The organism is Streptomyces sp. 2A115, from assembly GCF_052245575.1.
Taxonomy (GTDB): domain Bacteria; phylum Actinomycetota; class Actinomycetes; order Streptomycetales; family Streptomycetaceae; genus Streptomyces.
Window position 1 is genome coordinate 14,593 of sequence record NZ_JBQQCG010000002.1, and the last position, 18,148, is coordinate 32,740.

Here is an 18,148-nt window from a genome sequence, read left to right on the forward strand (position 1 = left end):
AGGCAGGGTGGCCTGGCCCGCGCGGCCACGCCCCGGACCGGGAGCGGCCGCGCGGGCAAGGAAGGGGCAAGGGCTAGCCCGTGGGGCAGGTGTGCCGGTACTCGCTGATCTGGGTGTTCGGGGCGGGTGCCGGGCACAGGAACTGCTCGTACCGCACGTCCTCGTCGACGAACCGCTTCAGCCAGGCGATGCTGTACTTCGCGATCGTCACGTTGGAGCCGAGCGCCACGTTGTGATCCGCGCCCCTGAGTTCCAGGTACGCCTTCTCCGGGGCGGCGGTGAGGCTGCCGTAGAAGACCTCCGCGTGGGAGGCCGGCGACGCGATGGCGTCGTTCTCGGCGCCCATGATCAGTGTGGGTACTTGGTCGGTCTGCCAGGTCTTGTCGTTGTTCCACGGCATGAGCGGCACGGCGGCCTTGAGTGAGGGACGCAGCTCGGATGCCCTGAGGGAACCGCCGCCGCCCATCGAATGGCCCATCACGGCAAGGCGGTTGGGGTCTATGCGGTTTCTCACGGAGCTGGACTGGACCAGGTGGTCGAGCGCGTTGAGCATCTGGGTGGCCCGGTCGTCGGGCTGATCGAGGCCGGAGTTGGTGTCCAGGGTCAGCACGACGAAGCCCTGGGAGGCGAGGCGGGGGCCGTACCAGCTGATCAGCGCCTCCGGTGTGATGAAGCCGGGGCTGACGACGACCGCCCCGAAGGTGCCCTGGCTGGTGTCGGTGGGGTAGTAGGCGGTGCCTCTGTTGAAGGTCGGCCCGTCGACCGTGGTCTGGGCCGTGGCGAAGGGGCCGCGCTCGGCGGTGATGGACTGTTCGGTGGGTGCGGGGCCCCGTTGGAAGTCTCCGGGGCCGGCCTGCGCCTCCTGGGGGAGGAGGCTCACGCCCAATGCGAGAGCGGCGGCGCCGGAGAGGAGTCCGAGTCGTTTCGCGGTGCGGGTGCTCGCATGTCTCATACGGCCTGAGCATGCTGACCAAAAGTCAGCCGCGCTTCTGGCTCAACTGCAGAATTCCGTACGGAAGTTTGTCAGACGGCGAGTAATGGCGCCGTGACCTGCTGCGCAGCGTGCGCCGCGGGTCTAACCAGAAAGACGGTTCGACGCGCCGCTCGCCGTACAGGGCGTCGAACGTGTCCGCCGGCCGTTCCCCTCGCCCAGGGCACCACGCTGCCGCTCATGTCAGGCATCCTGAATGAGACGGACGCGGCCGCTGCGGGCAGCATGGGCCTTATGCCCACCATGGTTGTTGAGATCCACGTGCCGCTGCGACCGACGCCGAACGTCCCGGACGGCGGAAATCCGTTACGGGTCACGGCAGTTCGGCACGCCCCTTCGCGCCGTGCTCCCGCAGCCACCGGACCACCCCGTCCGCGTCGGCGGTCCTGGCGATGTCGAGCGGGGTCTTGTTGTCGTACCCGACCCAGTCGAGATCGGCGCCGTGCGCCAGCAGGTAGTCGGCGGCGGCCAGTTGGCCACCGTGGCAGGCACCCCAGAAGGCGCGGGTGACCGCGTCATGGTCCGGCGGTTCGCCGCCCTCGACGAAGGACTCCACCCGGTCCAGCAGGCCGAGCGTCGCGGCGTCCTGCAGCGTCGTACGTGCGCCCAGCTCGACCAGCCGGTGCGCCGCCCGCCACTGGCCGAAGCCCCGGGCGTCGGCGAGCGGTGTGCCGCCGCCGATCACGGCACCGGGCGCCTCGATGTCGGCGCCCGCCTCGACGAGGGCGTCGAGTACGGGAACGTCGTTGCTGCTGGCCGCCCAGTGCAGCGGGGTCTCGGAATGGGAGCCCCCGAAGCGGGCGTTGGGGTCGGCGCCCGCCGCCACGAGGGTGGCGACGACGGCGGGACCGTGGGGGAAGTGGCCGGGCCAGTCGGCGGCGATGTGCAGCAGGCTGCGCGTGCCGGCACCGGGGCCCCGCCGCACGATCCGTGCGTCGGCCAGGCCGGGGTGTTCGGCGAGGCACTGCCGGAGCGCCGGCAGGTCACCGCCGCGGATCGCCTCGGTCACCGCGACCGCGAGGGGATCCTGTGAGTCGAGCGTCTCCATCTCACGCCTCCTGCTCGGCATCGGAACGAACGATGCGCCTGGGGTGAGCCTGCCAGAGATCGAGGTCCGGGGCGCCGGGCTCCCGGAAGAGCCCGGCGCCACCGCGTCAGGAGCCGTCGACCCCGTTGGTGCAGGCAGCGCCCGGCTCCGGCGTCTGCGCGCCCTGCACATACTTCGTGAGGAACTGCTGGACCCGCGGATCGGACGCCTTCTCCACGGTCAGCTGCTTGCCCCAGGCCGACAGCATGATGGCCCCCGCCTGGTCCTCGACCGGGCTCATCAGGGTGTACGGGGTCTTGGCGACCTTGTCGGCGAGCGTCTTCACATCGGCGTCCGCCGCCTTGTCGTTGTACGTCACCCAGACCGCGCCGTGCTCCAGGGAGTGCACCGCGTTCTCGTTCGGTATCGCCTTCGTGTAGACAGTGCCGTCGCAGGTCATCCACGCCTGGTTGTGGTCGCCGCCGACCGGCGGGTTCATCGGGTACGACACGGCCTTCGCGACGTGGTTCTGGGTCAGTTTCTTCGCTTCCCAGGACTTCTCGCCCTTGACGGGCTTCTTCGCGGCCGCCTGCTGCTGCTCCTCCTTGTCGTTGGCGTTGTCCAGGGCGTACGCGCCGAAACCGACCAGCCCGGCGACGATGACCGTGCTGATCGTGATGGTGATGATGCGGATTCTGCGATCGCGGGCCTTTTCGGCACGCCGCATCTCCTCTACGCGCGCCTTGCGCGCGGCGGCGGCCGACTTCTTGCTGGTTTTGCTCATGGGGATGCGTTCCTTGTCCCCGCCGCGCCGGATCGTCGGGCGGCGGTGGGTGTGCGGAGGTGGACTGACGTGGAGATGCCGACGTCGGTCTAGATCCGCTGCACCTGGAGGACGTGGAGATCGGGGGCGCCACGGGCGGGCGGGAGAGCGGGGGAGCGCGGAGTGGCGGCCGGGCGCGTCACGACCGGTAGGCGAGGCGTGACGGCGGGCAGCGGCTGAGCCCCCACGGGCAGTACCGCTCGGGCCTCGCGGGTGGGCAGGCCACAGCACTGGTCGTGCCCGGCGGGGGAGCCCAACCGCTCATGGGCGACGGAGACGGACGCCGCGGGACCGGCCACTCGCTCCGGCCGCTCGCTCGACGGCACGTACCCCAGATACGTCACCAGCGTCGCCACCAGGACGACCAGGGCAGGACACAGCGCCGAGCCGCGTGCCCACGCGACGCGGTGCCTGTACTGCGGCCGGCTGCTCATAACGGGTGATGTTATGCGGTGCCTGTGACAACGTTCCGAGGACCCCGTGGATTAACGGGGCGAGGGCCCCGTCCGCCAGAAGGACAGCGGCGCCCGCGGGAGGGGAAGGCGCCCGGACCCCGCGGGTCCGGGCGCCTCGGGCGCCTCGGGCACGGCGGGTCATCCGTAGAACGGCCCCGGCGTGCTCCACGTCGACTTACCGAAGACGTTCTCGTCGTCGATGCTGACGCTGACGTTGCTGACCTTGAGCCCGTACTGGGTGGCGGTCATTCCGGTCGGGCAATTCACCTCTACCGCAGGGAAGTTGACGTAGAAGTGCGGTCCGTGATCCCCGGCGTACTGCTGGTGCGCGTACAGGATGTAGCTGCTCTGCGTGTAGTAGTACGTCGCACTGAGGGCCTGCTGCTGGGTGCGGACGACGAAACTCGTGCCGTGGTCGAAGCTGCCGTCGGGCCGTAGACAACCGAAGGTGCGCGCGGTGTCGGCGTACGCCCGGAAGTTGCTGTCGGTGGTGCCGAGCCCGGCCAGGTAGCCGGGCTGGTCGCGGACGTTGTGCAGGATGACGCTGAGCTTGAAGCCCCCGCAGCCCGGCGTCGGGTCGTAGTCGTGGTAGACGAGCTGGCACTTGCGGTCGCCGAAGTGAGCGGCCGGATCGGGATTGTAGGGCTGGGGCACCTTGGCCCCGTAGAACTTCACGGTCGCCGAGATACCGCCCTCGGCTGCCGCCGGGACCTCCACGGTGGTCGAGGCGTGTGCGGCGCCCGGACCCGTCAGAACGAGAACGAACCCTGCGAGTAACGCGACGGCCAGTCGTGACAGACCTCTGGGCGCGTGCTTGCTCCCCATGCGCAATTTCCCCCCTGTGCACGTCGTGCACCTTCACATGATCGGTGACCAGCGCACGCTATCGACGCCCCGGACCCAGGAGCGGACAAACGGCCCGGTCCTCACAACCGGAACGGGAAGACCCTGCCCCCGGGTCAGCGAGCTGCCCGCCCAGTCGGAGCTGCCCTTTCGGCCGGGGCCTGTTCACCCCGTCAGTCCCTGTCCTCGGTCAGACCCTCACCTGGATCACCCTCAGTCAGACCTTCACCTGGATCAGGGCATGCGTCCCGCTCGTACGCCACACCTCCCCGCTCGCGTCCAACCGCTCCACGGTCCGCGGCGCCAGTCCCGTCACGACGTCCGACTTGAGCGTCCGCAGCGCCGCCACCGGGCCCGGGAAGTACGCGGTGGCCTCGGCGAAGGGCGTGGTGGCGGGCCAGTGGCGGTCGCCCACCAGGCGGCGGTAGTTGAGGTCGCCCTTCATGACGGTCAGCGTGGCGGACGCGAAGTCCTCCCGGAGGTCGGCCGGCATCCGCTCATAGGGGTGCGGTGCGCAGGAGAACTCGTGGGTGCGCAGGATCAGCCGGCCGCCGCTGACGGCCTGACGCAGCCGCTCGCCGATCTCCGCCGCGTGCCCGGACGCCGCGGTCATGCGGTCGAGGCAGGCGAGGACGTCGGTGGTGGTGGCGTCGGAGACGTAGTACGGATACGGCTTGAGGTGCAGGACGACGGAAGCCGCCCGGCGCGTGGCGAGCAGGTGATCCGCGAGGACGAGGTCGGGGAGCAGTTCGGGTCCGGCGTTGTCGGCGACGAGACAGACCTTGCCGGGCGCCGCGGCCTCCAGGGTCTTCAGCGGCTCCAAGGTCTCCCAGAGCCTCATCGAGTCGTCGACGACGAGGCCTGGCACACGGTCGCCCAATCCCTCGGCGCCCGCGGAGAGTTGGAAGCCGAGATCGGCCCGGTTGCCCCAGAGGGAGGAGAGCAGGAGCGTCTGGGCCCGTTCTTCCGTGGGGAGTCCGGGGAGGCGGTCGAGTGCGGACAGTTCCTCGTCGACCTTGGGGCTCGCGAGTTCGGCGTTCTTGAACGGCGCGAAGGGGTCGACGCCCTGCCAGGGGCCAGGCGTGAAGTGGCGCAGGGCGGCGAGGAGTTTGCGGTAGAAGAAGCTCTCCGCCCACAGGAAGGGCACGTCCGCCCAGCCTTGACCGTAGTAGGGCTCGTCCTGCCAGCGCTCGGCGCCGGGTTCGCCGTCGTCCAGGCGCTCGATGACCCCCTTGGTGATCTCCTCAAGGAGGTCGTCCAGTGAGCGCTGCTGTCCGGGCGGATACGGAGTGGCCCGCCGCACGCGCTCGATGAGGGCGGGGTGCCGCTCGTCCAGCACACTCCGGGCGAAGGAGCCGGCGGTACTGACGATGACGGGGGCGCTGTCTTCGGCGGCGGCTGGGCCGGGGCTGGAGTGCGTCATGTCCCCAGTAAACCGCTCACGCTTCCCAACCGGCTGATCGCGCCTCACGGGCGAGCTGGGACGTCAGCCCCAGCTCTGTGAGTACTCCGCCCGGTACCGCCTGCGACCTCGCTCCGAGCGGATCCGGAGTGCCACGAGCGCGACCAGGCTTCCAGCGATGACGAACAGCCCGGGGCCGACGCTCCGGAAGTCCGCGATCTGCTCCAACGCGGAGGTCACGCTGCCGGTCTGCCCCTCGGGAACGGAATCCACCGGTCCCAGGCCCCCCGGAAGGGCGGCACCACCGGGGGCCGTCGAGGACGTGCCCGGCGGTACGGCGGCGCCGTTGTTGTCGGCGGCGCCTCCGGTGTTCCCCGGGGAAGGCGCCGCCTGGCCGCCCGATCCGGGATCGGCGGCCAGCTGTACCCCCAGCGATTCCAGCGCCTTGGTGACCGGCTGGAAGAACGTCGTACCGCCGTCGTCGCAGTCCCCGCTGCCGCCCGAGGTGACGCCCAGGGCCAGGCCGTTGGCGAACATCGGGCCGCCGCTGTCGCCCGGTTCGGCGCACACCGTGGTCTCGATGAGCCCGGTGACCGTGCCCTGCGGGTAGTTCACCGTCGCGTCCAGTCCGGTCACCTCCCCGGACTGGAGCCCGGTCGTGCTGCCGCTGCGGAAGACCTTCTGCCCGACGGCCGGATCGGCCGCCCCCGTGATACGTACGCCCTGGCCGTTGCCGACGGCCACCACATCGGCGTCGTTCAGCGCGGTGCCGGGGTTGTACTGGACGAGCGAGAAGTCACCGCCGGGAAACGACCCGGAGACGGTCGCCCCGACCGGCTGGTTGCCCTGCTGGTCCGAGAACCACGTCGTGCCCGTGGGGCCGCAATGGCCGGCCGTGAGAATGAAGTTGGCCTGGCCGTTGGTCACGTTGAAGCCCGCCGAACAGCGGCCGGTGCCGCCGAAGAGCGGGGCGGCGCCGTTCAGCCGCGGGGTGAACGTGCCCTCCATCCGCTCCATGCGCACGGACTTGCCGATGCTCTCGGCGAGCTTGGTCATCCGGGACCACTCGGCGGCGGAGACGGTGTTGTCGGCGCGTACCACCACCTGGTTGGACGCGTAGTCCATGGACCAGGAGGTACCGGCCACCCGGGGCGCGTCCTTCAGGGTCTCGGTGGCGGAGCGGAGGTCGTTCATGGGATGGCTCACAACCTTGGCGACGGCGCCCGCGCTGCGCACGTCGGCCGCCGCCTTCTCGTCGGTCACCGCGACGACCGGCCGCCCTTCCGCGTCGATCCAGCTGCCCGCCGTACGTGAGGTGCCCAGCTCGGAGACCAGCTTCTTGCCCGTGTCGGCGGCCCGGGCCTCGGCGCTCGGAGCGTTCGACCCGTCCGACGTCTCGCTCGCCACGGCGTTCGTGACCATCAGCCCCCCGCACACGAGCCCACCGATGGCGGCGAACCGTGCGATCCGCTGAACGTTCCGTCGTGCATGCCTCATCCACGGCTCCCGTGCGACTGTCCTGACACAGCGTCACTCTTGCGAACGCTCCCGCAAGGTGAACGCCCTCCTTCAGTACGTGGCGTCGCACGGTCCGGTTCACCGAACCGTCCGGGTGTTCGGAGTAGGCGAGAACTCGCCTGTAATCCGAATCGTTTCGCTGGACAGTCGAGCGCCCTTACCGCTGACCACCGGAGGGGGCACACCTGTTTCCGGGGTCACCGCTTCTCCTGGATATCGGCGTCAGCCAGGACGCGCGGGTCAACTCGGCCCTCCACCGGGAACGGTGGCACCAGGTTGAGTTCAGGCAGCACGCGGTAGCCGGGCCCGTCCTCGGGCAGGGCGGCCAAGATCTCGTCCCACACGCCGCAGTCGAGCCATCTCTTGGAACTCCTAACGGAACGCGCTCGGAACTCGGTGCGCGACATGTGTCCAGAACCTCGTGAGTGCCGACAGAGCCACTCGATGAATTGACCGTGGCTGCGCTCCCGTTGGCGTGCCGGTCCGGGGGGGCTCGGGTTCAGCTCGCGGTCGAGTGCTTGGTCAGCGCGTCCATGAAGAGGTCGACGAGCGGACGGGCTTGCTCTGTGGTGCCGTGCTGCACGGAATAGGCGATGCCACCCATGAGGAGTAGGACATCGTCCGGGGCGACGTCCGTTCGCAGGCTTCCGTCTCGGGCGCCGGCCGTGAGGAGGGTGGCGACGGCGTCGGTAAGGAGTGCGCGGCTGTCGGAGTATGGATCGATGCCGGAGGCGATGACCGCATTGAGGGCTTCGGACATTCCGCTCTTTGCCGTGGCGTAGTGGATGAAGTGTTCCATCCACATCCGGGTGGCCTCGGCGGCCGGGTGCTGGGTGAGAAGGCCGTTCACCTTCTCGCACACCTGGGTGAGTTGACGCCGGTAGGCGGCGTCGATGAGGACTTCCCGAGTCGGGAAGTGCCGATAGAGCGTGCCGACACCGACGCCCGCCTGCTTGGCGATGGCGGCAGGCGCGGTGTCCAGCCCCTGCTCGGCGAAGGCCTGCGCGGCGACCTCCAGCAGGCGCTCCCGGTTCTGCAGCGCGTCACTCCTGGTGCGGCGGGGCGTGGCGGGCATGCGTGTTCCTTCGGTGTCGGTCTCCAGTTGCTTTCCGGAATCTGTTCCGCTTAACTTTAAACGGAATAGGTTCCGGTATCACTCTACTTCAGGAGACCCCCATGCCCGCTCCCTCCGACAAGGCCTCACGTCACTGGTTCGTCACCGGAGCCTCCGGTGGTCTGGGCCGCCATCTCACCGAGCACGCCCTCCGGAACGGCGACCGCGTTACGGCGACGGCCCGCCGCCAGACAGCTCTTGAAGACCTGCGCGAGACGTACGGCGACCGGCTGACTGTCGAGATCCTCGACCTCACGCGGCCGGCCGATGTGGACAAGGTGGTCGGCAGGACTCTCCGGTCCGGGCCGGTGGACATTGTGGTCAACAATGCCGGATACGCGGTTGTGGGCGCCGCCGAGGAAATGACCGTCGAGCAGATTCGCGACCAGATCGAGGTCCTCCTGCTCGCGCCGATGGTGATCACCCGTGCCTTCCTGCAGCCGATGCGTGAGCAGGGCGGTGGCCGGATCATCCAGGTTTCCAGCGTGGGCGGCCAGGTCGGTATCCCCACTCACAGCTCCTATCACGCGGGCAAGTGGGGGCTGGAGGGCTTCACCGAGAGCGTCAGCCGCGAGGTCTCCGATTTCGACATCCACCTCACTCTGGTCGAGCCCGGCGCCACCCGCACAGGCTTCGCTTCGGCCCTGCAATACACCACCGAAACGGCCGTCTACCGCGACAATGCCGTCGGTCAGACCCGGCACTACCTGGAAACAGCGGACGAGAGCGTCTTCACCGGCGACCCGGCCAAGCTCGCCGCCGCCATCTACGACACCACCCGCCACCCGAGCCCGCCCCTGCGCCTGGCTCTCGGCTCCGACACCTACAGCGCAATCCACGCGGCACTCACCGAACGTCTCACCGCGCTCGAAACCCAGAAGGAACTCGCTGAATCTGTCGCCTTCACCCACTGATCCGCCCCACCGGCGCGACGCGTCAGGAAATCTCGCCGCTATTACGGCTCTACGCTCGCGCTGACGCTGAATCAGCTCGAAGGTGGACGAGAAGTTGGAGCAGATCAAGACGCTGAGCGAGAACGCCGACCTGATCGAGAAGCGGCTGACCGAGGCGATCCTCGCCGAGGCCGATTTCCAGGTGCCGTTCAAGCTGGAGCGCCGGCGGAGGCCCTTCCGGAGAGACGCCGTCAAGCGCTGAGGCCAGAGGGCGCTCAACGCGGGTTCAGCGCACGCCGTGCCGAGTTGATGACGTTGTGGGCGTCGGCTCCGTACACCGCCGACTCGCGGAGGGTCTTCCAGACCTTCGAGTACAAAGCGATGTTGTCGGCGTCGTCCAATCACAAGGGCGGGCAGATCAGCGACCGCAACGCGGCTTCCCACATCAGGACGTGCAGCTTGCCGCCGGGTGGGTACAGCCACTCCTGCCGCTGTACCCGGGAACGCGCGGCGGCCTCAATGTCGCTGGCTCCGCCGAGGAGTTCCGCGTACCGCTGGATGACATGGCGCGCGTATTCGGGGGTCTGCATCAGTCCGGCGACGACCGACTCTTCCCGGACCCACATTTCCGAGGTGCGGTCGATCGTTCGCGCAGGCGCGCCTCTGCTGGACCGGTCCCGGACGTGATCGACTCCGCCGGGAAAGCACGCGACGCGTGGCACCGCTTCAAGAAGCCCGAGGTGCCGCCTCGGGCGGACGACCATGAGCCGCCCATGGCCGCGTAGGTCCGTCGTGGGGTCTCCATCGCTCTCCCTGGACACAGAAGACCGCCCCGGGCGCCGAGCACCCGGGGCGGTCTTCTGTCCGGCGGGAGGGCCGTCCGTGACCTGCGCGGCATGCCCACCCACAGGCGTGCCCCCTCGCGAGATATTGCCGAAACGGCAACATCGGTCGCACCTTCGTGGACGTGTAGCCACGATCGGGATCAGCGGACTCAGGTCCGGGGAAACAGAGGAGAAAAAAGAGCACGGAGGAGGACATATGGCTCAGCCCGCCAGTCCGTTCACACCAGCGGACGCCCAGCACCGACTCGTGGACGTCCCTGGTGGCCGTATCCACCTCGTGGAGCGGGGCACCGGCCCTCTGGTCCTACTGATCCACGGCTTTCCCGAGCTCTGGTACTCCTGGCGTCACCAGCTCCCCGCGCTCGCCGCGGCGGGCTACCGCGCTGTCGCCGTCGACGTACGCGGGTACGGGCGCTCTTCGACGCCCAGCGAGGTGGAGGCGTACCGGATGCGGGCGCATGTCGAGGACAACGTGGCTGTCGTACGCGCCCTCGGTGCGGAGACCGCCGCGATCGTCGGCCACGACTGGGGCTCGACCATCGCCGCCGACTCGGCACTGCTCAGGCCCGACGTCTTCTCCGCCGTCGGGCTGCTCGGCGTGCCGTACTCGCCGCGGGGCGGGATCCGGCCGACCGACGCCTTCGCCATGATCGGCGGGGACGAGGAGTTCTACGTCCGCTACTTCCAGGAGCCCGGTAGGGCGGAGGCGGAGATCGAGCAGGACGTACGGGGATGGCTGGCGGGGTTCTACGCGACGCTGTCGGCAGACACGATGCCGCCGTCGGGAGAGAGCGGCGTCTTCTTCGTCCCGAGGGGCGGCAAGCTCTCCGACCGGTTCGTACAGGACAGGCCGTCCTGGCTCACGGAGGCAGAACTCGACTTCGCTGTGGGCGAGTTCGAGCGCACGGGGTTCTCGGGAGCCCTCAACCGCTACCGCAACGTCGATCGCGACTGGGAGGACCTCGCCGAGTGGGACGGAGCGCCGATCACCCAGCCGTCGCTCTTCGTCGCCGGTGAACTCGACGCCTCCATCGCCTGGCTGGCGGACGCGATCAAGGCCTTCCCCACCACGCTGCCCGGCCTGGTCTCCTCGCACCTCGTCGAGGGCTGCGGCCACTGGGTGCAGCAGGAACGCCCCGACGAGGTCAACCGGCTCCTCACCGATTGGCTGGCCTCCCTTGACCAGTTCCTCGACTGACCAGTCCCTCGACGAGTCGCTCAACGGGCCGACGCCACCAGCCCCGCCTCGTACGCGATGATGACGAGCCGCACCCGGTCCCGGGCGCCCAGCTTGGCGAGCAACCGGGTCACGTACGTCTTCGCGGTGGCGACGCTGATGGAGAGCCGCTCGGCGATCTCGGTGTTGGACAGTCCGTTCCCGACGAGGGTCAGGACTTCGCGTTCCCGGTCGGTGATCCCCTCGACCGTGCGCGTGTCGGGCGCGTCGGATACGGGACGGTCCGCGAACTCCCTGATCAGACGGCGTGTCACACTCGGCGCGAGCAGACCGTCGCCGGTGGCTACGACCCGTATCGCGGCGAGGATGTCGTCCAGGGCCATGTCCTTCACGAGGAACCCCGCCGCGCCCGCGCGCAGCGCGCCGTAGAGGTAGTCGTCATCGTCGAAGGTGGTCAGGACGATGACATGGGCGCCAGTGCCGCCTTCCGTGATCAGCCGGGTGGCCTCGATACCGTCCATGCCCGGCATACGGATGTCCATCACCACGACGTCGGGGCGCTCCGACTCGGCCAGTTCGACCGCCTCGGCCCCCGTTCCCGCCTCCCCGACGACATCGAGGTCGGGGACGTCGGTCATCACCATGCGCAGGGCGGTGCGGACGAGCGGCTGGTCGTCGGCGAGTACGACTCGTACGACACGGTCGGTCATCGCACACCCGCCGGTACGGGCAACCGCGCCGCCACTCGGAAACCGCCCTCGGGACGCGGCGCGGCAGAGAACTCCCCGTGCAGCAGGCCGACCCGTTCACGCATGCCGAGCAGTCCGTAGCCGGTGTCGGCGGAGCGACCGGGGCCTGGCCCGCTGTCGAGGACCTCGATGGCCAGTTCCTCGTCCCGGCAGTCGACGGTCACCTGGCAGGAACGGGTGCCGGCATGGCGTACGACATTGGTGACGGCCTCCTGCACGATGCGGTACGCGGACATGCCGATCTCCGGGGGCAGCGGCCGCCGTTCGCCCCGCCAGTGAACGTCGACCCGGATGCCGGCGGCGGTCGTCCGCTCGGCCAGCCGGTCGATGTCGGCCAGGCCGAGGGCGGGATCGAGCGGTGGTGCCTCGGTAGCGTGCCCCGGTTCGGCCAGGCGGAGGGCGCCCAGCATCCGGCGCAGGCCGGACAGCGTTTCCCGGCTCGCGTTCTCCACCTCGCCGAGCGCCTCGCGGGCCAGCGCCGGCTGGGTGTCGATGACCCGCCGCGCCGCACCGGCCTGGAGCGCGACGATACCGATGGTGTGGGCCACCATGTCGTGCAACTCCCGGGCGATACGCAGCCGTTCGGCGGTGACGGCCTGCGTGGCGGCCTGGGCGTGCGACTTCGCGGCGTACTCCCGGGCCTGGTGGGTGGAATGGCCGACGAGCCAGGCGATGACGGCGGTCAGGGCCACGATCAGCTCGGTCGTGGTTCCGATCCCCCACCCGCTCAGCACTCGGACGGCCAGGAAGCCGGCGAGCGTGAAGAGCGCCATGGAGACGGCGACGACCCCGGTCCGGCGGGGACGGGTCGCCGCGATGAAGTACAGCGTGAGATCGACCGCCAGGAACTGCAGCAGGGGAATCGCCCCCACGCTCAGCGCGCTCGTCCCGCTGATCGAACCGGCGAGCATCAGGGCCAGGGGCCACAACGACCGACGGTGCAACAGGGCACTGCCGGCCAGCGTCAAGGCGGTGCCCAGCGTGAGGAGTGCCCAGCCCTCCCACTTGGCGCTGCTGAGGAGAGCGGTGCGGTAGGCGTCGGCCTCCTCCTGGCCGGGCAACCGGAAACGCATGAGCATGGTGATCGCCAGACCCGCACACCAGGCCAGTGCCGTCCAGACGCCTGGCGGTATGCGCTTGAGCAGGGGATGTCGCGGTGTGGCGGGCATGCGCCGATCGTAACGACATGATCCCGGCCGGTCATCGGACCGTGGGTGTACACCCACGGTCGACACCCGCCCCGCGCGATTGTCGCCGCCGGCCCGATGCCGAACGGCCGTGCCCCACGGCACCGTTGGCCACGTGATCGAAGTCAACGAATTGACGAAGCGATACGGCGGCACCACAGCCGTCAACGACCTGAGCTTCACCGTGCGCCCCGGACACGTCACCGGCTTCCTAGGCCCGAACGGCGCCGGCAAGAGCACCACGCTCCGGATGGTCCTCGGCCTGAACGACCCCACCGGCGGAACCGTCACCATCGACGGCCACCGGTTCCGGGACCGCCCGCGCGGCCTGCGGCACGTCGGCGCACTTCTGGACGCCCACGACGTGCACGGCGGCCGCAGTGCGGCGGCGCACCTGTCGGTACTGGCCCGCTCCAACCGCATCCCGCGCCGCCGGGTCGACGAGGTGCTGGAGGAGGTCGGGCTCGCGGCCGCGCGCCGACGCCGTATCAGCGGGTTCTCGCTCGGTATGAAACAGCGTCTCGGTATCGCCGCCGCGCTGCTCGGAGATCCGCCGGTGCTGGTCTTCGACGAGCCGCTCAACGGGCTGGACCCGGAGGGCGTGAAGTGGGTCCGCGGACTGTTCCGGCGGCTGGCCGCCGAGGGCCGCACGGTGTTCGTCTCCAGCCATCTGATGTCCGAGATGGAGAACACCGCGGACCAGCTCGTCGTCATCGGCCGGGGCCGACTGATCGCCGCCGAGAGCCTCACGGAGTTCGCGGCCCGCGGCACCCGCCTGAGTGTCTCCGTGCGGACGCCCGATGCCGCCACGCTGGCGTCCTTGCTGACCGAGGAGGGAGCGGCGGTGGGCCAGGACGCCGACGTGCTGACCGTGACCGGCCTGAGCGCGGCCCGGATCGGTGAACTCGCCTTCCATCACCGGGTTCCGCTGCACGAGCTGACCACCAGCGCAGCCTCCCTGGAGGAGGCCTTCATGGAACTCACCGCCGACAGTGTCGAATACCTCGCGGGAGAACCCCGATGACCACTCCGCCGACCACCCCGGCCACCCCCGTGACCACGGCCGTCCGCGCCCAAGTCACCGAGCCCCGTGCCCGGTTCCGCGACCTCGTCGCCGCCGAGTGGGTCAAGCTGTGGTCGCTGCGCTCGACGCTCTGGGCCTTCGTGTTCAGCGCGCTGGCCGTCATCGGGTTCAACGTGGGCACCGCCTGGGACGAGTACCGATACTGGTCGGCGGCGGACACACGTTCCCGGGCCGGCTTCATCCGGGACGGGATCCCCTTGTCGATCGCCTTCACCGCGAACGCCGCCATGATCCTCATGCTCGCCCTCAGCGCGATCGGCGCCACCGCGATCGTCGGCGAGTACAGGACCGGTCTGATCCGCACGACGTTCGCGGCCGTCCCGGCCCGCCGCTCGGTCATGGCCGCCAAGGCGGGCGTGGTCACGGCCGTCACGACCGTGTTCGGCGCGGTCGTCTCGGCGGCCTCGTTCGGCCTCACGCAGGCCGTCCTGTCCGCACGGCACGCCGGCGTGTCGATCGACCACCCCGGCGCACTGCGCGTCGTCGCGGCGTCCGCGCTCCTCGCGCCGGTGTCCGCGCTCGTCGGAATGGCCCTGGGTGCCGTCATCCGGCACAGCGCCGCCACCATGGTCGCCAGCGTGGGGATCCTCCTGCTGCTGCCCCTCGTCTTCAGCGCGGACCGCCACTGGGCGGCCGTCGTCGATCACGCCCTGCCGGCCGGTGCGTGGGACCGGCTGGTCGCCGTCGGCCACCAGCCGGTCGCCTACCCGTCGACGGTCACCGGAGCCTGGATCGTCTACGCGGTCTGGGCCGTCGTCGCGGCGGCCGTGGCCGTGACCTCGGTGCGGCGACGCGACCAGTGAGCAGCCTCAGGCAGACGTCCCGTGCACAGCGGGGCGCGCGACGTCGACTGTCACGACCGACTCCCCGAATCGGAGACGGTTGACCGTGAGGTCCCCGAGCCGCCGAGTCCCCGACGCCTCCGCGTTGATCGTCGCTGAGGTCATCGCCGGAGTCCGGCACGGCCCGCTCGGACCACGGGGCGTACGGCGAAAGGTGATCTTCCGCGTACCCGGGTCGAGGACCCGGCACCCGGGGTTCCGGTTCCCTGCCCCGGGCGCCGTGGGTGCCGTGCGGGACTTTCGAAGCACCCCTAGGCGTGGCGAGCGGGCCCGCGCGTCTGCGTCAGATGTGCGAAGACGACGACGTTGCTCTGGTAGCCGGTCTTCCGGTCGTACGTTCCGCCGCAGGTGATCAGCCTCAGCTCCGGGCGGTTTCTGGGGCCGTACACCTCCTGACTGGGGAATCGCGCCTTCTCGTACGTGCGGACGGCGTCCACGGTGTAGACGGCAATGCGTCCGTCGGCGCGGCGGGCCTCGACGCGGCGGCCGGGCCCGAGTTGGTCCAGACCGGCGAAGACCGCGGGCCCGGTGGCGGTGTCCAGGTGGCCGACCACCACGGCGGTGCCCGGCTCTCCGGGCGAGGGGCCGCCCTCGTACCAGCCGACCAGTTTGGGGTTGTTCACCGGCGGGGTGGTGAGCCGGCGCTCCCGGTCCAGGCGCAGTCCGATGACCGGGGCTTCCAGACTGAGATACGGGATGCTCAGGACCGTTGCGCTGGACCGAGGGAGCGGCCGGGGTGCCGGACTGGGGCGGCGGACGGGAGGCCGGGGGCGGGCGTGGCTGCGCCGGGGCACCGGTGTCGGCGAGACCGAGGGGGGCGAGACGCCGGGGGGACCCGGGGACGCCTTCGCGTCCCCGGGCTCCGCGACGGGGGCGGCCACCGGACCTGCGGGGCGGCCGTCGTCCTCGATCCACCAGATGCCGCCCACCACCAGCGAGAGGGCGATCACGGCCGTCCTCGTCAGGCGGTAGGCGCGCGTCCGGTACCAGTGCCTGGGCGTGTGACTACGCGGCGCCATCGGGCCGGCGGCGCAGCATCCGGAAGTAGGCGAAGCCCGAGACACCGACCAGGCCCACCGCGGCCGCGGCGCCGACCGCCGACACGCTCGGCTCGGCGAGACCGCCGCCGCCCGCGGGAACCGCACCGTTGGGGCTGGCCGGGGGCGTCTTGCAGTCGACCTTGAACACCTTGTGCTTGCCCGCGCCCAGGCCACCCACGATCTTCCAGGTGAGCTTGTACTGGCCGTCGGGCAGCTTCAGCGTGTTGGGCACGTCGGTCTCGGCGGGCGTGCGGCCCGCGCCGGTCGGGAGGAGGAGCGTGCCGTTGAGCGTGGCGCTTCCCGATGTCGCGGGCTGCGGCTTGATGTCCCAGCTGATGGTTTGCGCCCTGTCGAAGTTGAAGGCGGCGAGGTAGAACTCGCAGACCTTCGGATCGTTGCGCGGGTTGGTGGAGGATGGTGTCTTCACCGCGTCGTGGATCTTGACGTCGCCGTTGTCGCCAGGGGCGGCGAAGGCGGCCGGTGCCCCGAGTAGGGCGGTTCCTGCGATGGTGAGCGCCGTGAGGGCGGCGGCGCCCGTGCGGGCACGGGCGGAGCGGGGGAGGGACGAGAGAGGCATGCGGATTCCTCCGAGCGGAATGATTGTCGTACGAATCGGTTCTGCATCCGACTCCCTTTCACATCTCGGGGCCGAAGACCCGGCACAACGCTGATGAAGCGTCAGATATCGCTCGTCCGGACCAAGGTCCTGGCCTGATCCCGTGCCGCCTAGACTCCCGGCGTGGACAAGACTGCGCTCGAGCGGCTCGGTGCCGCCAAGTACCTGCTGATCACGAGCTATCGGAAGAACGGCACGCAGGTCGCGACCCCGGTGTGGGTGGTCCGCGACGGCGACACGCTGGGAGTCTGGACCGTCGCGGACTCCTGGAAGGTGAAGCGGATCCGCAACCGCGCCGACGTGCTGGTGGGACCGTGCGACGCGCGCGGCAATCCGACCGGTGAGCAGGTCCCGGCCACTGCCGAGATCTGCGACCAGGACGTAACGGAGCGGTACCGGAAGCTGATCGCCCGCAAATACGGTGTCGTCGGCCGGCTCAGCCTGTTCGGCAGCCGACTGCGGCGCGGGAAGGACGGGACGGTCGGGATCCGGGTGTCAGTGGCGTCGTAGGCCAGGGCGTCGGCACCGCTGCGAGCTGTCGCCTGCGGCTCGGGCGTCCGCGGGCCTGACGCGACCGCGGACGGACCTTACTGACCTTCGCCGGCCCCGGTCGGCCCCCGTCGTGGCCAGATGCACCAGACCCGCAGGAAGCCGGGACCGCGGCCATGTTCCATGCCGGGGAAGGGCGGCTTAGACGATGGTCGGGTGTGCGGTGCCGCGAGGCAGCCAGGTGAATGCCTTGCTGCGCTCGGAGGGGACGGTCTCCAGTTCCGCGACGAGGGTTTCGCGCCCTTCGTGGAAGTGCTGCCAGCCTTCGTAGTGGACGGGGCACACCGTCCTGGGGCGGATGGTTTCGCACAGGTCGAGGGCGTCGGCGGCCGTCATGGTGTAGCGAGCGGGACCGGTGATGGGGAACTGGACGCCGCCCAGGTGGAGCAGGACCGTGCCCGGGCGCAGGGCGGCGGCGGTCTTGCGGAGAGCGCGGTACAGGACCGTGTCGCCGGTGATCCACAGCGGTCCGTGATGTTGTCCGGGCCAGGTGAGGGCGAATCCGACGACCTCGCCGGTGATGGGGCGGCTGAGCGGCGGGCCGTGCCGGCAGGGGGTGGCTGTGATGTCGATGGGCGGCCGGTCCGGCGCCTCCAACCGGGTGGTCTGTCCGGCCTTCAGGCCTCGAACCGTCGTGCCGCCCAGCCGCCGCGCCCCCGTACGCGTGGTCACCACAGTGGTGACCCCGGCGAGCAGGGCACGGCCGGCGTCGTCGAGGTTGTCGCCGTGGTGGTCGTGGGTGAGCAGTACCGCGTCGATCGGTCCGATGCTCTGGGGCGGCAGGGCGGGGCCGGTGAGTTTGCGGGAGGACGTCCCCCAGCCGAAGGCGTAGGTGCGGCCGGGAGGATCGAAGGTCGGGTCGGTCAGCAGCCGCCAGCCGGCGAACTCGATGAGGACGGTGGGGCCGCCGATGTGCGTGAACCGGACTTCCGTCATGGGCTCTTCCTGTCCCTCGGTGCCCGGCATTCCGGGCACCGAGGTGGTGAGCAGGTG

Annotated in this window: 20 protein-coding genes and 1 pseudogene; 6 read left to right on the top strand and 15 right to left on the bottom strand. The window is 70.1% G+C overall.

The genetic code is table 11. The features are described 5' to 3' along the window. Positions 1-73 precede the first annotated feature (73 nt). From ACTWQR_RS01615 to ACTWQR_RS01655, 9 genes are all read right to left on the bottom strand, one after another. Positions 74-952, bottom strand: a complete 879-nt coding sequence (locus ACTWQR_RS01615) for a poly(ethylene terephthalate) hydrolase family protein (RefSeq protein WP_443225027.1) — start codon at positions 950-952, stop codon at positions 74-76. Positions 953-1,304: 352 nt separating this feature from the next. Further along, complete coding sequence (locus ACTWQR_RS01620) at positions 1,305-2,039, bottom strand: ankyrin repeat domain-containing protein (protein ID WP_443225028.1); 735 nt, start codon at positions 2,037-2,039, stop codon at positions 1,305-1,307. Positions 2,040-2,145: 106 nt separating this feature from the next. Beyond that, positions 2,146-2,802, bottom strand: a complete 657-nt coding sequence (locus ACTWQR_RS01625) for a DUF3105 domain-containing protein (protein ID WP_443225029.1) — start codon at positions 2,800-2,802, stop codon at positions 2,146-2,148. Positions 2,803-2,891: 89 nt separating this feature from the next. Further along, positions 2,892-3,275, bottom strand: coding sequence for a hypothetical protein (locus ACTWQR_RS01630; protein WP_443225030.1), 384 nt, complete (start codon positions 3,273-3,275; stop codon positions 2,892-2,894). 159 nt (positions 3,276-3,434) lie between these two features. Then, complete coding sequence (locus ACTWQR_RS01635; protein WP_443225031.1) at positions 3,435-4,121, bottom strand: hypothetical protein; 687 nt, start codon at positions 4,119-4,121, stop codon at positions 3,435-3,437. A 235-nt stretch (positions 4,122-4,356) separates the two neighbouring features. Then, positions 4,357-5,562: a damage-control phosphatase ARMT1 family protein gene (locus ACTWQR_RS01640; RefSeq protein WP_443225032.1), complete on the bottom strand. Its 1,206-nt coding sequence runs from the start codon at positions 5,560-5,562 to the stop codon at positions 4,357-4,359. Between the two features lie 63 nt (positions 5,563-5,625). Continuing rightward, positions 5,626-7,038, bottom strand: coding sequence for a S1 family peptidase (locus ACTWQR_RS01645; RefSeq protein ID WP_443225033.1), 1,413 nt, complete (start codon positions 7,036-7,038; stop codon positions 5,626-5,628). A 218-nt stretch (positions 7,039-7,256) separates the two neighbouring features. Next, positions 7,257-7,403, bottom strand: coding sequence for a hypothetical protein (locus ACTWQR_RS01650; protein WP_443225034.1), 147 nt, complete (start codon positions 7,401-7,403; stop codon positions 7,257-7,259). Positions 7,404-7,558: 155 nt separating this feature from the next. Beyond that, positions 7,559-8,134, bottom strand: a complete 576-nt coding sequence (locus ACTWQR_RS01655; RefSeq protein WP_443225035.1) for a TetR/AcrR family transcriptional regulator — start codon at positions 8,132-8,134, stop codon at positions 7,559-7,561. Between the two features lie 101 nt (positions 8,135-8,235). On the opposite strand from ACTWQR_RS01655, the gene ACTWQR_RS01660 reads away from it, so the two are divergent. Both ACTWQR_RS01660 and ACTWQR_RS01665 read left to right on the top strand, forming a co-directional pair. Continuing rightward, positions 8,236-9,087: an SDR family oxidoreductase gene (locus ACTWQR_RS01660; RefSeq protein WP_443225036.1), complete on the top strand. Its 852-nt coding sequence runs from the start codon at positions 8,236-8,238 to the stop codon at positions 9,085-9,087. An 82-nt stretch (positions 9,088-9,169) separates the two neighbouring features. Then, entirely contained in the window at positions 9,170-9,328 is a 159-nt protein-coding gene (locus tag ACTWQR_RS01665; protein WP_443225037.1) for a hypothetical protein, read from the top strand. 13 nt (positions 9,329-9,341) lie between these two features. On the opposite strand, the pseudogene ACTWQR_RS01670 reads toward ACTWQR_RS01665, so the two are convergent. Further along, positions 9,342-9,710, bottom strand: a pseudogene (locus tag ACTWQR_RS01670) (Scr1 family TA system antitoxin-like transcriptional regulator); the annotation flags it as partial. Between the two features lie 397 nt (positions 9,711-10,107). Here ACTWQR_RS01670 and ACTWQR_RS01675 point away from each other — a divergent pair. Continuing rightward, a complete protein-coding gene (locus ACTWQR_RS01675; RefSeq protein ID WP_443225038.1) occupies positions 10,108-11,109 on the top strand; it encodes an alpha/beta fold hydrolase in 1,002 nt (333 codons plus the stop codon). A 20-nt stretch (positions 11,110-11,129) separates the two neighbouring features. Here ACTWQR_RS01675 and ACTWQR_RS01680 read toward each other — a convergent pair whose 3' ends face one another. Both ACTWQR_RS01680 and ACTWQR_RS01685 read right to left on the bottom strand, forming a co-directional pair. Further along, positions 11,130-11,798: a response regulator gene (locus ACTWQR_RS01680; RefSeq protein WP_443225039.1), complete on the bottom strand. Its 669-nt coding sequence runs from the start codon at positions 11,796-11,798 to the stop codon at positions 11,130-11,132. Further along, positions 11,795-13,006, bottom strand: coding sequence for a sensor histidine kinase (locus ACTWQR_RS01685; protein ID WP_443225040.1), 1,212 nt, complete (start codon positions 13,004-13,006; stop codon positions 11,795-11,797). Before ACTWQR_RS01685 ends, ACTWQR_RS01680 begins: the two co-directional genes overlap by 4 nt. 133 nt (positions 13,007-13,139) lie before the next feature. On the opposite strand from ACTWQR_RS01685, the gene ACTWQR_RS01690 reads away from it, so the two are divergent. Next, entirely contained in the window at positions 13,140-14,048 is a 909-nt protein-coding gene (locus ACTWQR_RS01690) for an ABC transporter ATP-binding protein (RefSeq protein WP_443225041.1), read from the top strand. Further along, entirely contained in the window at positions 14,045-14,911 is an 867-nt protein-coding gene (locus ACTWQR_RS01695; protein ID WP_443225042.1) for an ABC transporter permease, read from the top strand. The genes ACTWQR_RS01690 and ACTWQR_RS01695 overlap by 4 nt, the downstream gene beginning before the upstream one ends. Positions 14,912-15,201: 290 nt before the next feature. Here the strand turns inward: ACTWQR_RS01695 and ACTWQR_RS01700 are convergent, their stop codons facing one another. Together ACTWQR_RS01700 and ACTWQR_RS01705 are read right to left on the bottom strand one after the other, a co-directional pair. Then, on the bottom strand, positions 15,202-15,900 hold the full coding sequence (locus ACTWQR_RS01700) for a class F sortase (RefSeq protein ID WP_443225043.1): 699 nt from the start codon (positions 15,898-15,900) through the stop codon (positions 15,202-15,204). Positions 15,901-15,955: 55 nt separating this feature from the next. After that, the gene (locus ACTWQR_RS01705) at positions 15,956-16,567 is read right to left on the bottom strand and encodes a hypothetical protein (protein ID WP_443225044.1); all 612 of its coding nucleotides are present in this window, start codon (positions 16,565-16,567) and stop codon (positions 15,956-15,958) included. 162 nt (positions 16,568-16,729) lie between these two features. On the opposite strand from ACTWQR_RS01705, the gene ACTWQR_RS01710 reads away from it, so the two are divergent. Then, positions 16,730-17,116, top strand: a complete 387-nt coding sequence (locus ACTWQR_RS01710; RefSeq protein WP_443225045.1) for a PPOX class F420-dependent oxidoreductase — start codon at positions 16,730-16,732, stop codon at positions 17,114-17,116. A gap of 180 nt (positions 17,117-17,296) precedes the next feature. On the opposite strand, the gene ACTWQR_RS01715 is transcribed toward ACTWQR_RS01710, so the two are convergent. After that, entirely contained in the window at positions 17,297-18,091 is a 795-nt protein-coding gene (locus ACTWQR_RS01715; RefSeq protein ID WP_443225046.1) for an MBL fold metallo-hydrolase, read from the bottom strand. Positions 18,092-18,148 lie beyond the last annotated feature (57 nt).

Excerpts from the sequence above, each read along its gene's own strand:
- ACTWQR_RS01615 (WP_443225027.1), bottom strand. The coding sequence starts at position 952 with ATGAGACATGCGAGCACCCGCACCGCGAAACGACTCGGACTCCTCTCC.
- ACTWQR_RS01675 (WP_443225038.1), top strand. The coding sequence starts at position 10,108 with ATGGCTCAGCCCGCCAGTCCGTTCACACCAGCGGACGCCCAGCACCGA.
- ACTWQR_RS01715 (WP_443225046.1), bottom strand. The coding sequence starts at position 18,091 with ATGACGGAAGTCCGGTTCACGCACATCGGCGGCCCCACCGTCCTCATC.
- ACTWQR_RS01685 (WP_443225040.1), bottom strand. The coding sequence starts at position 13,006 with ATGCCCGCCACACCGCGACATCCCCTGCTCAAGCGCATACCGCCAGGC.
- ACTWQR_RS01640 (WP_443225032.1), bottom strand. The coding sequence starts at position 5,562 with ATGACGCACTCCAGCCCCGGCCCAGCCGCCGCCGAAGACAGCGCCCCC.
- ACTWQR_RS01630 (WP_443225030.1), bottom strand. The coding sequence starts at position 3,275 with ATGAGCAGCCGGCCGCAGTACAGGCACCGCGTCGCGTGGGCACGCGGC.
- ACTWQR_RS01635 (WP_443225031.1), bottom strand. The coding sequence starts at position 4,121 with ATGGGGAGCAAGCACGCGCCCAGAGGTCTGTCACGACTGGCCGTCGCG.
- ACTWQR_RS01655 (WP_443225035.1), bottom strand. The coding sequence starts at position 8,134 with ATGCCCGCCACGCCCCGCCGCACCAGGAGTGACGCGCTGCAGAACCGG.
- ACTWQR_RS01660 (WP_443225036.1), top strand. The coding sequence starts at position 8,236 with ATGCCCGCTCCCTCCGACAAGGCCTCACGTCACTGGTTCGTCACCGGA.
- ACTWQR_RS01695 (WP_443225042.1), top strand. The coding sequence starts at position 14,045 with ATGACCACTCCGCCGACCACCCCGGCCACCCCCGTGACCACGGCCGTC.
- ACTWQR_RS01680 (WP_443225039.1), bottom strand. The coding sequence starts at position 11,798 with ATGACCGACCGTGTCGTACGAGTCGTACTCGCCGACGACCAGCCGCTC.
- ACTWQR_RS01705 (WP_443225044.1), bottom strand. The coding sequence starts at position 16,567 with ATGCCTCTCTCGTCCCTCCCCCGCTCCGCCCGTGCCCGCACGGGCGCC.
- ACTWQR_RS01625 (WP_443225029.1), bottom strand. The coding sequence starts at position 2,802 with ATGAGCAAAACCAGCAAGAAGTCGGCCGCCGCCGCGCGCAAGGCGCGC.
- ACTWQR_RS01645 (WP_443225033.1), bottom strand. The coding sequence starts at position 7,038 with ATGAGGCATGCACGACGGAACGTTCAGCGGATCGCACGGTTCGCCGCC.
- ACTWQR_RS01620 (WP_443225028.1), bottom strand. The coding sequence starts at position 2,039 with ATGGAGACGCTCGACTCACAGGATCCCCTCGCGGTCGCGGTGACCGAG.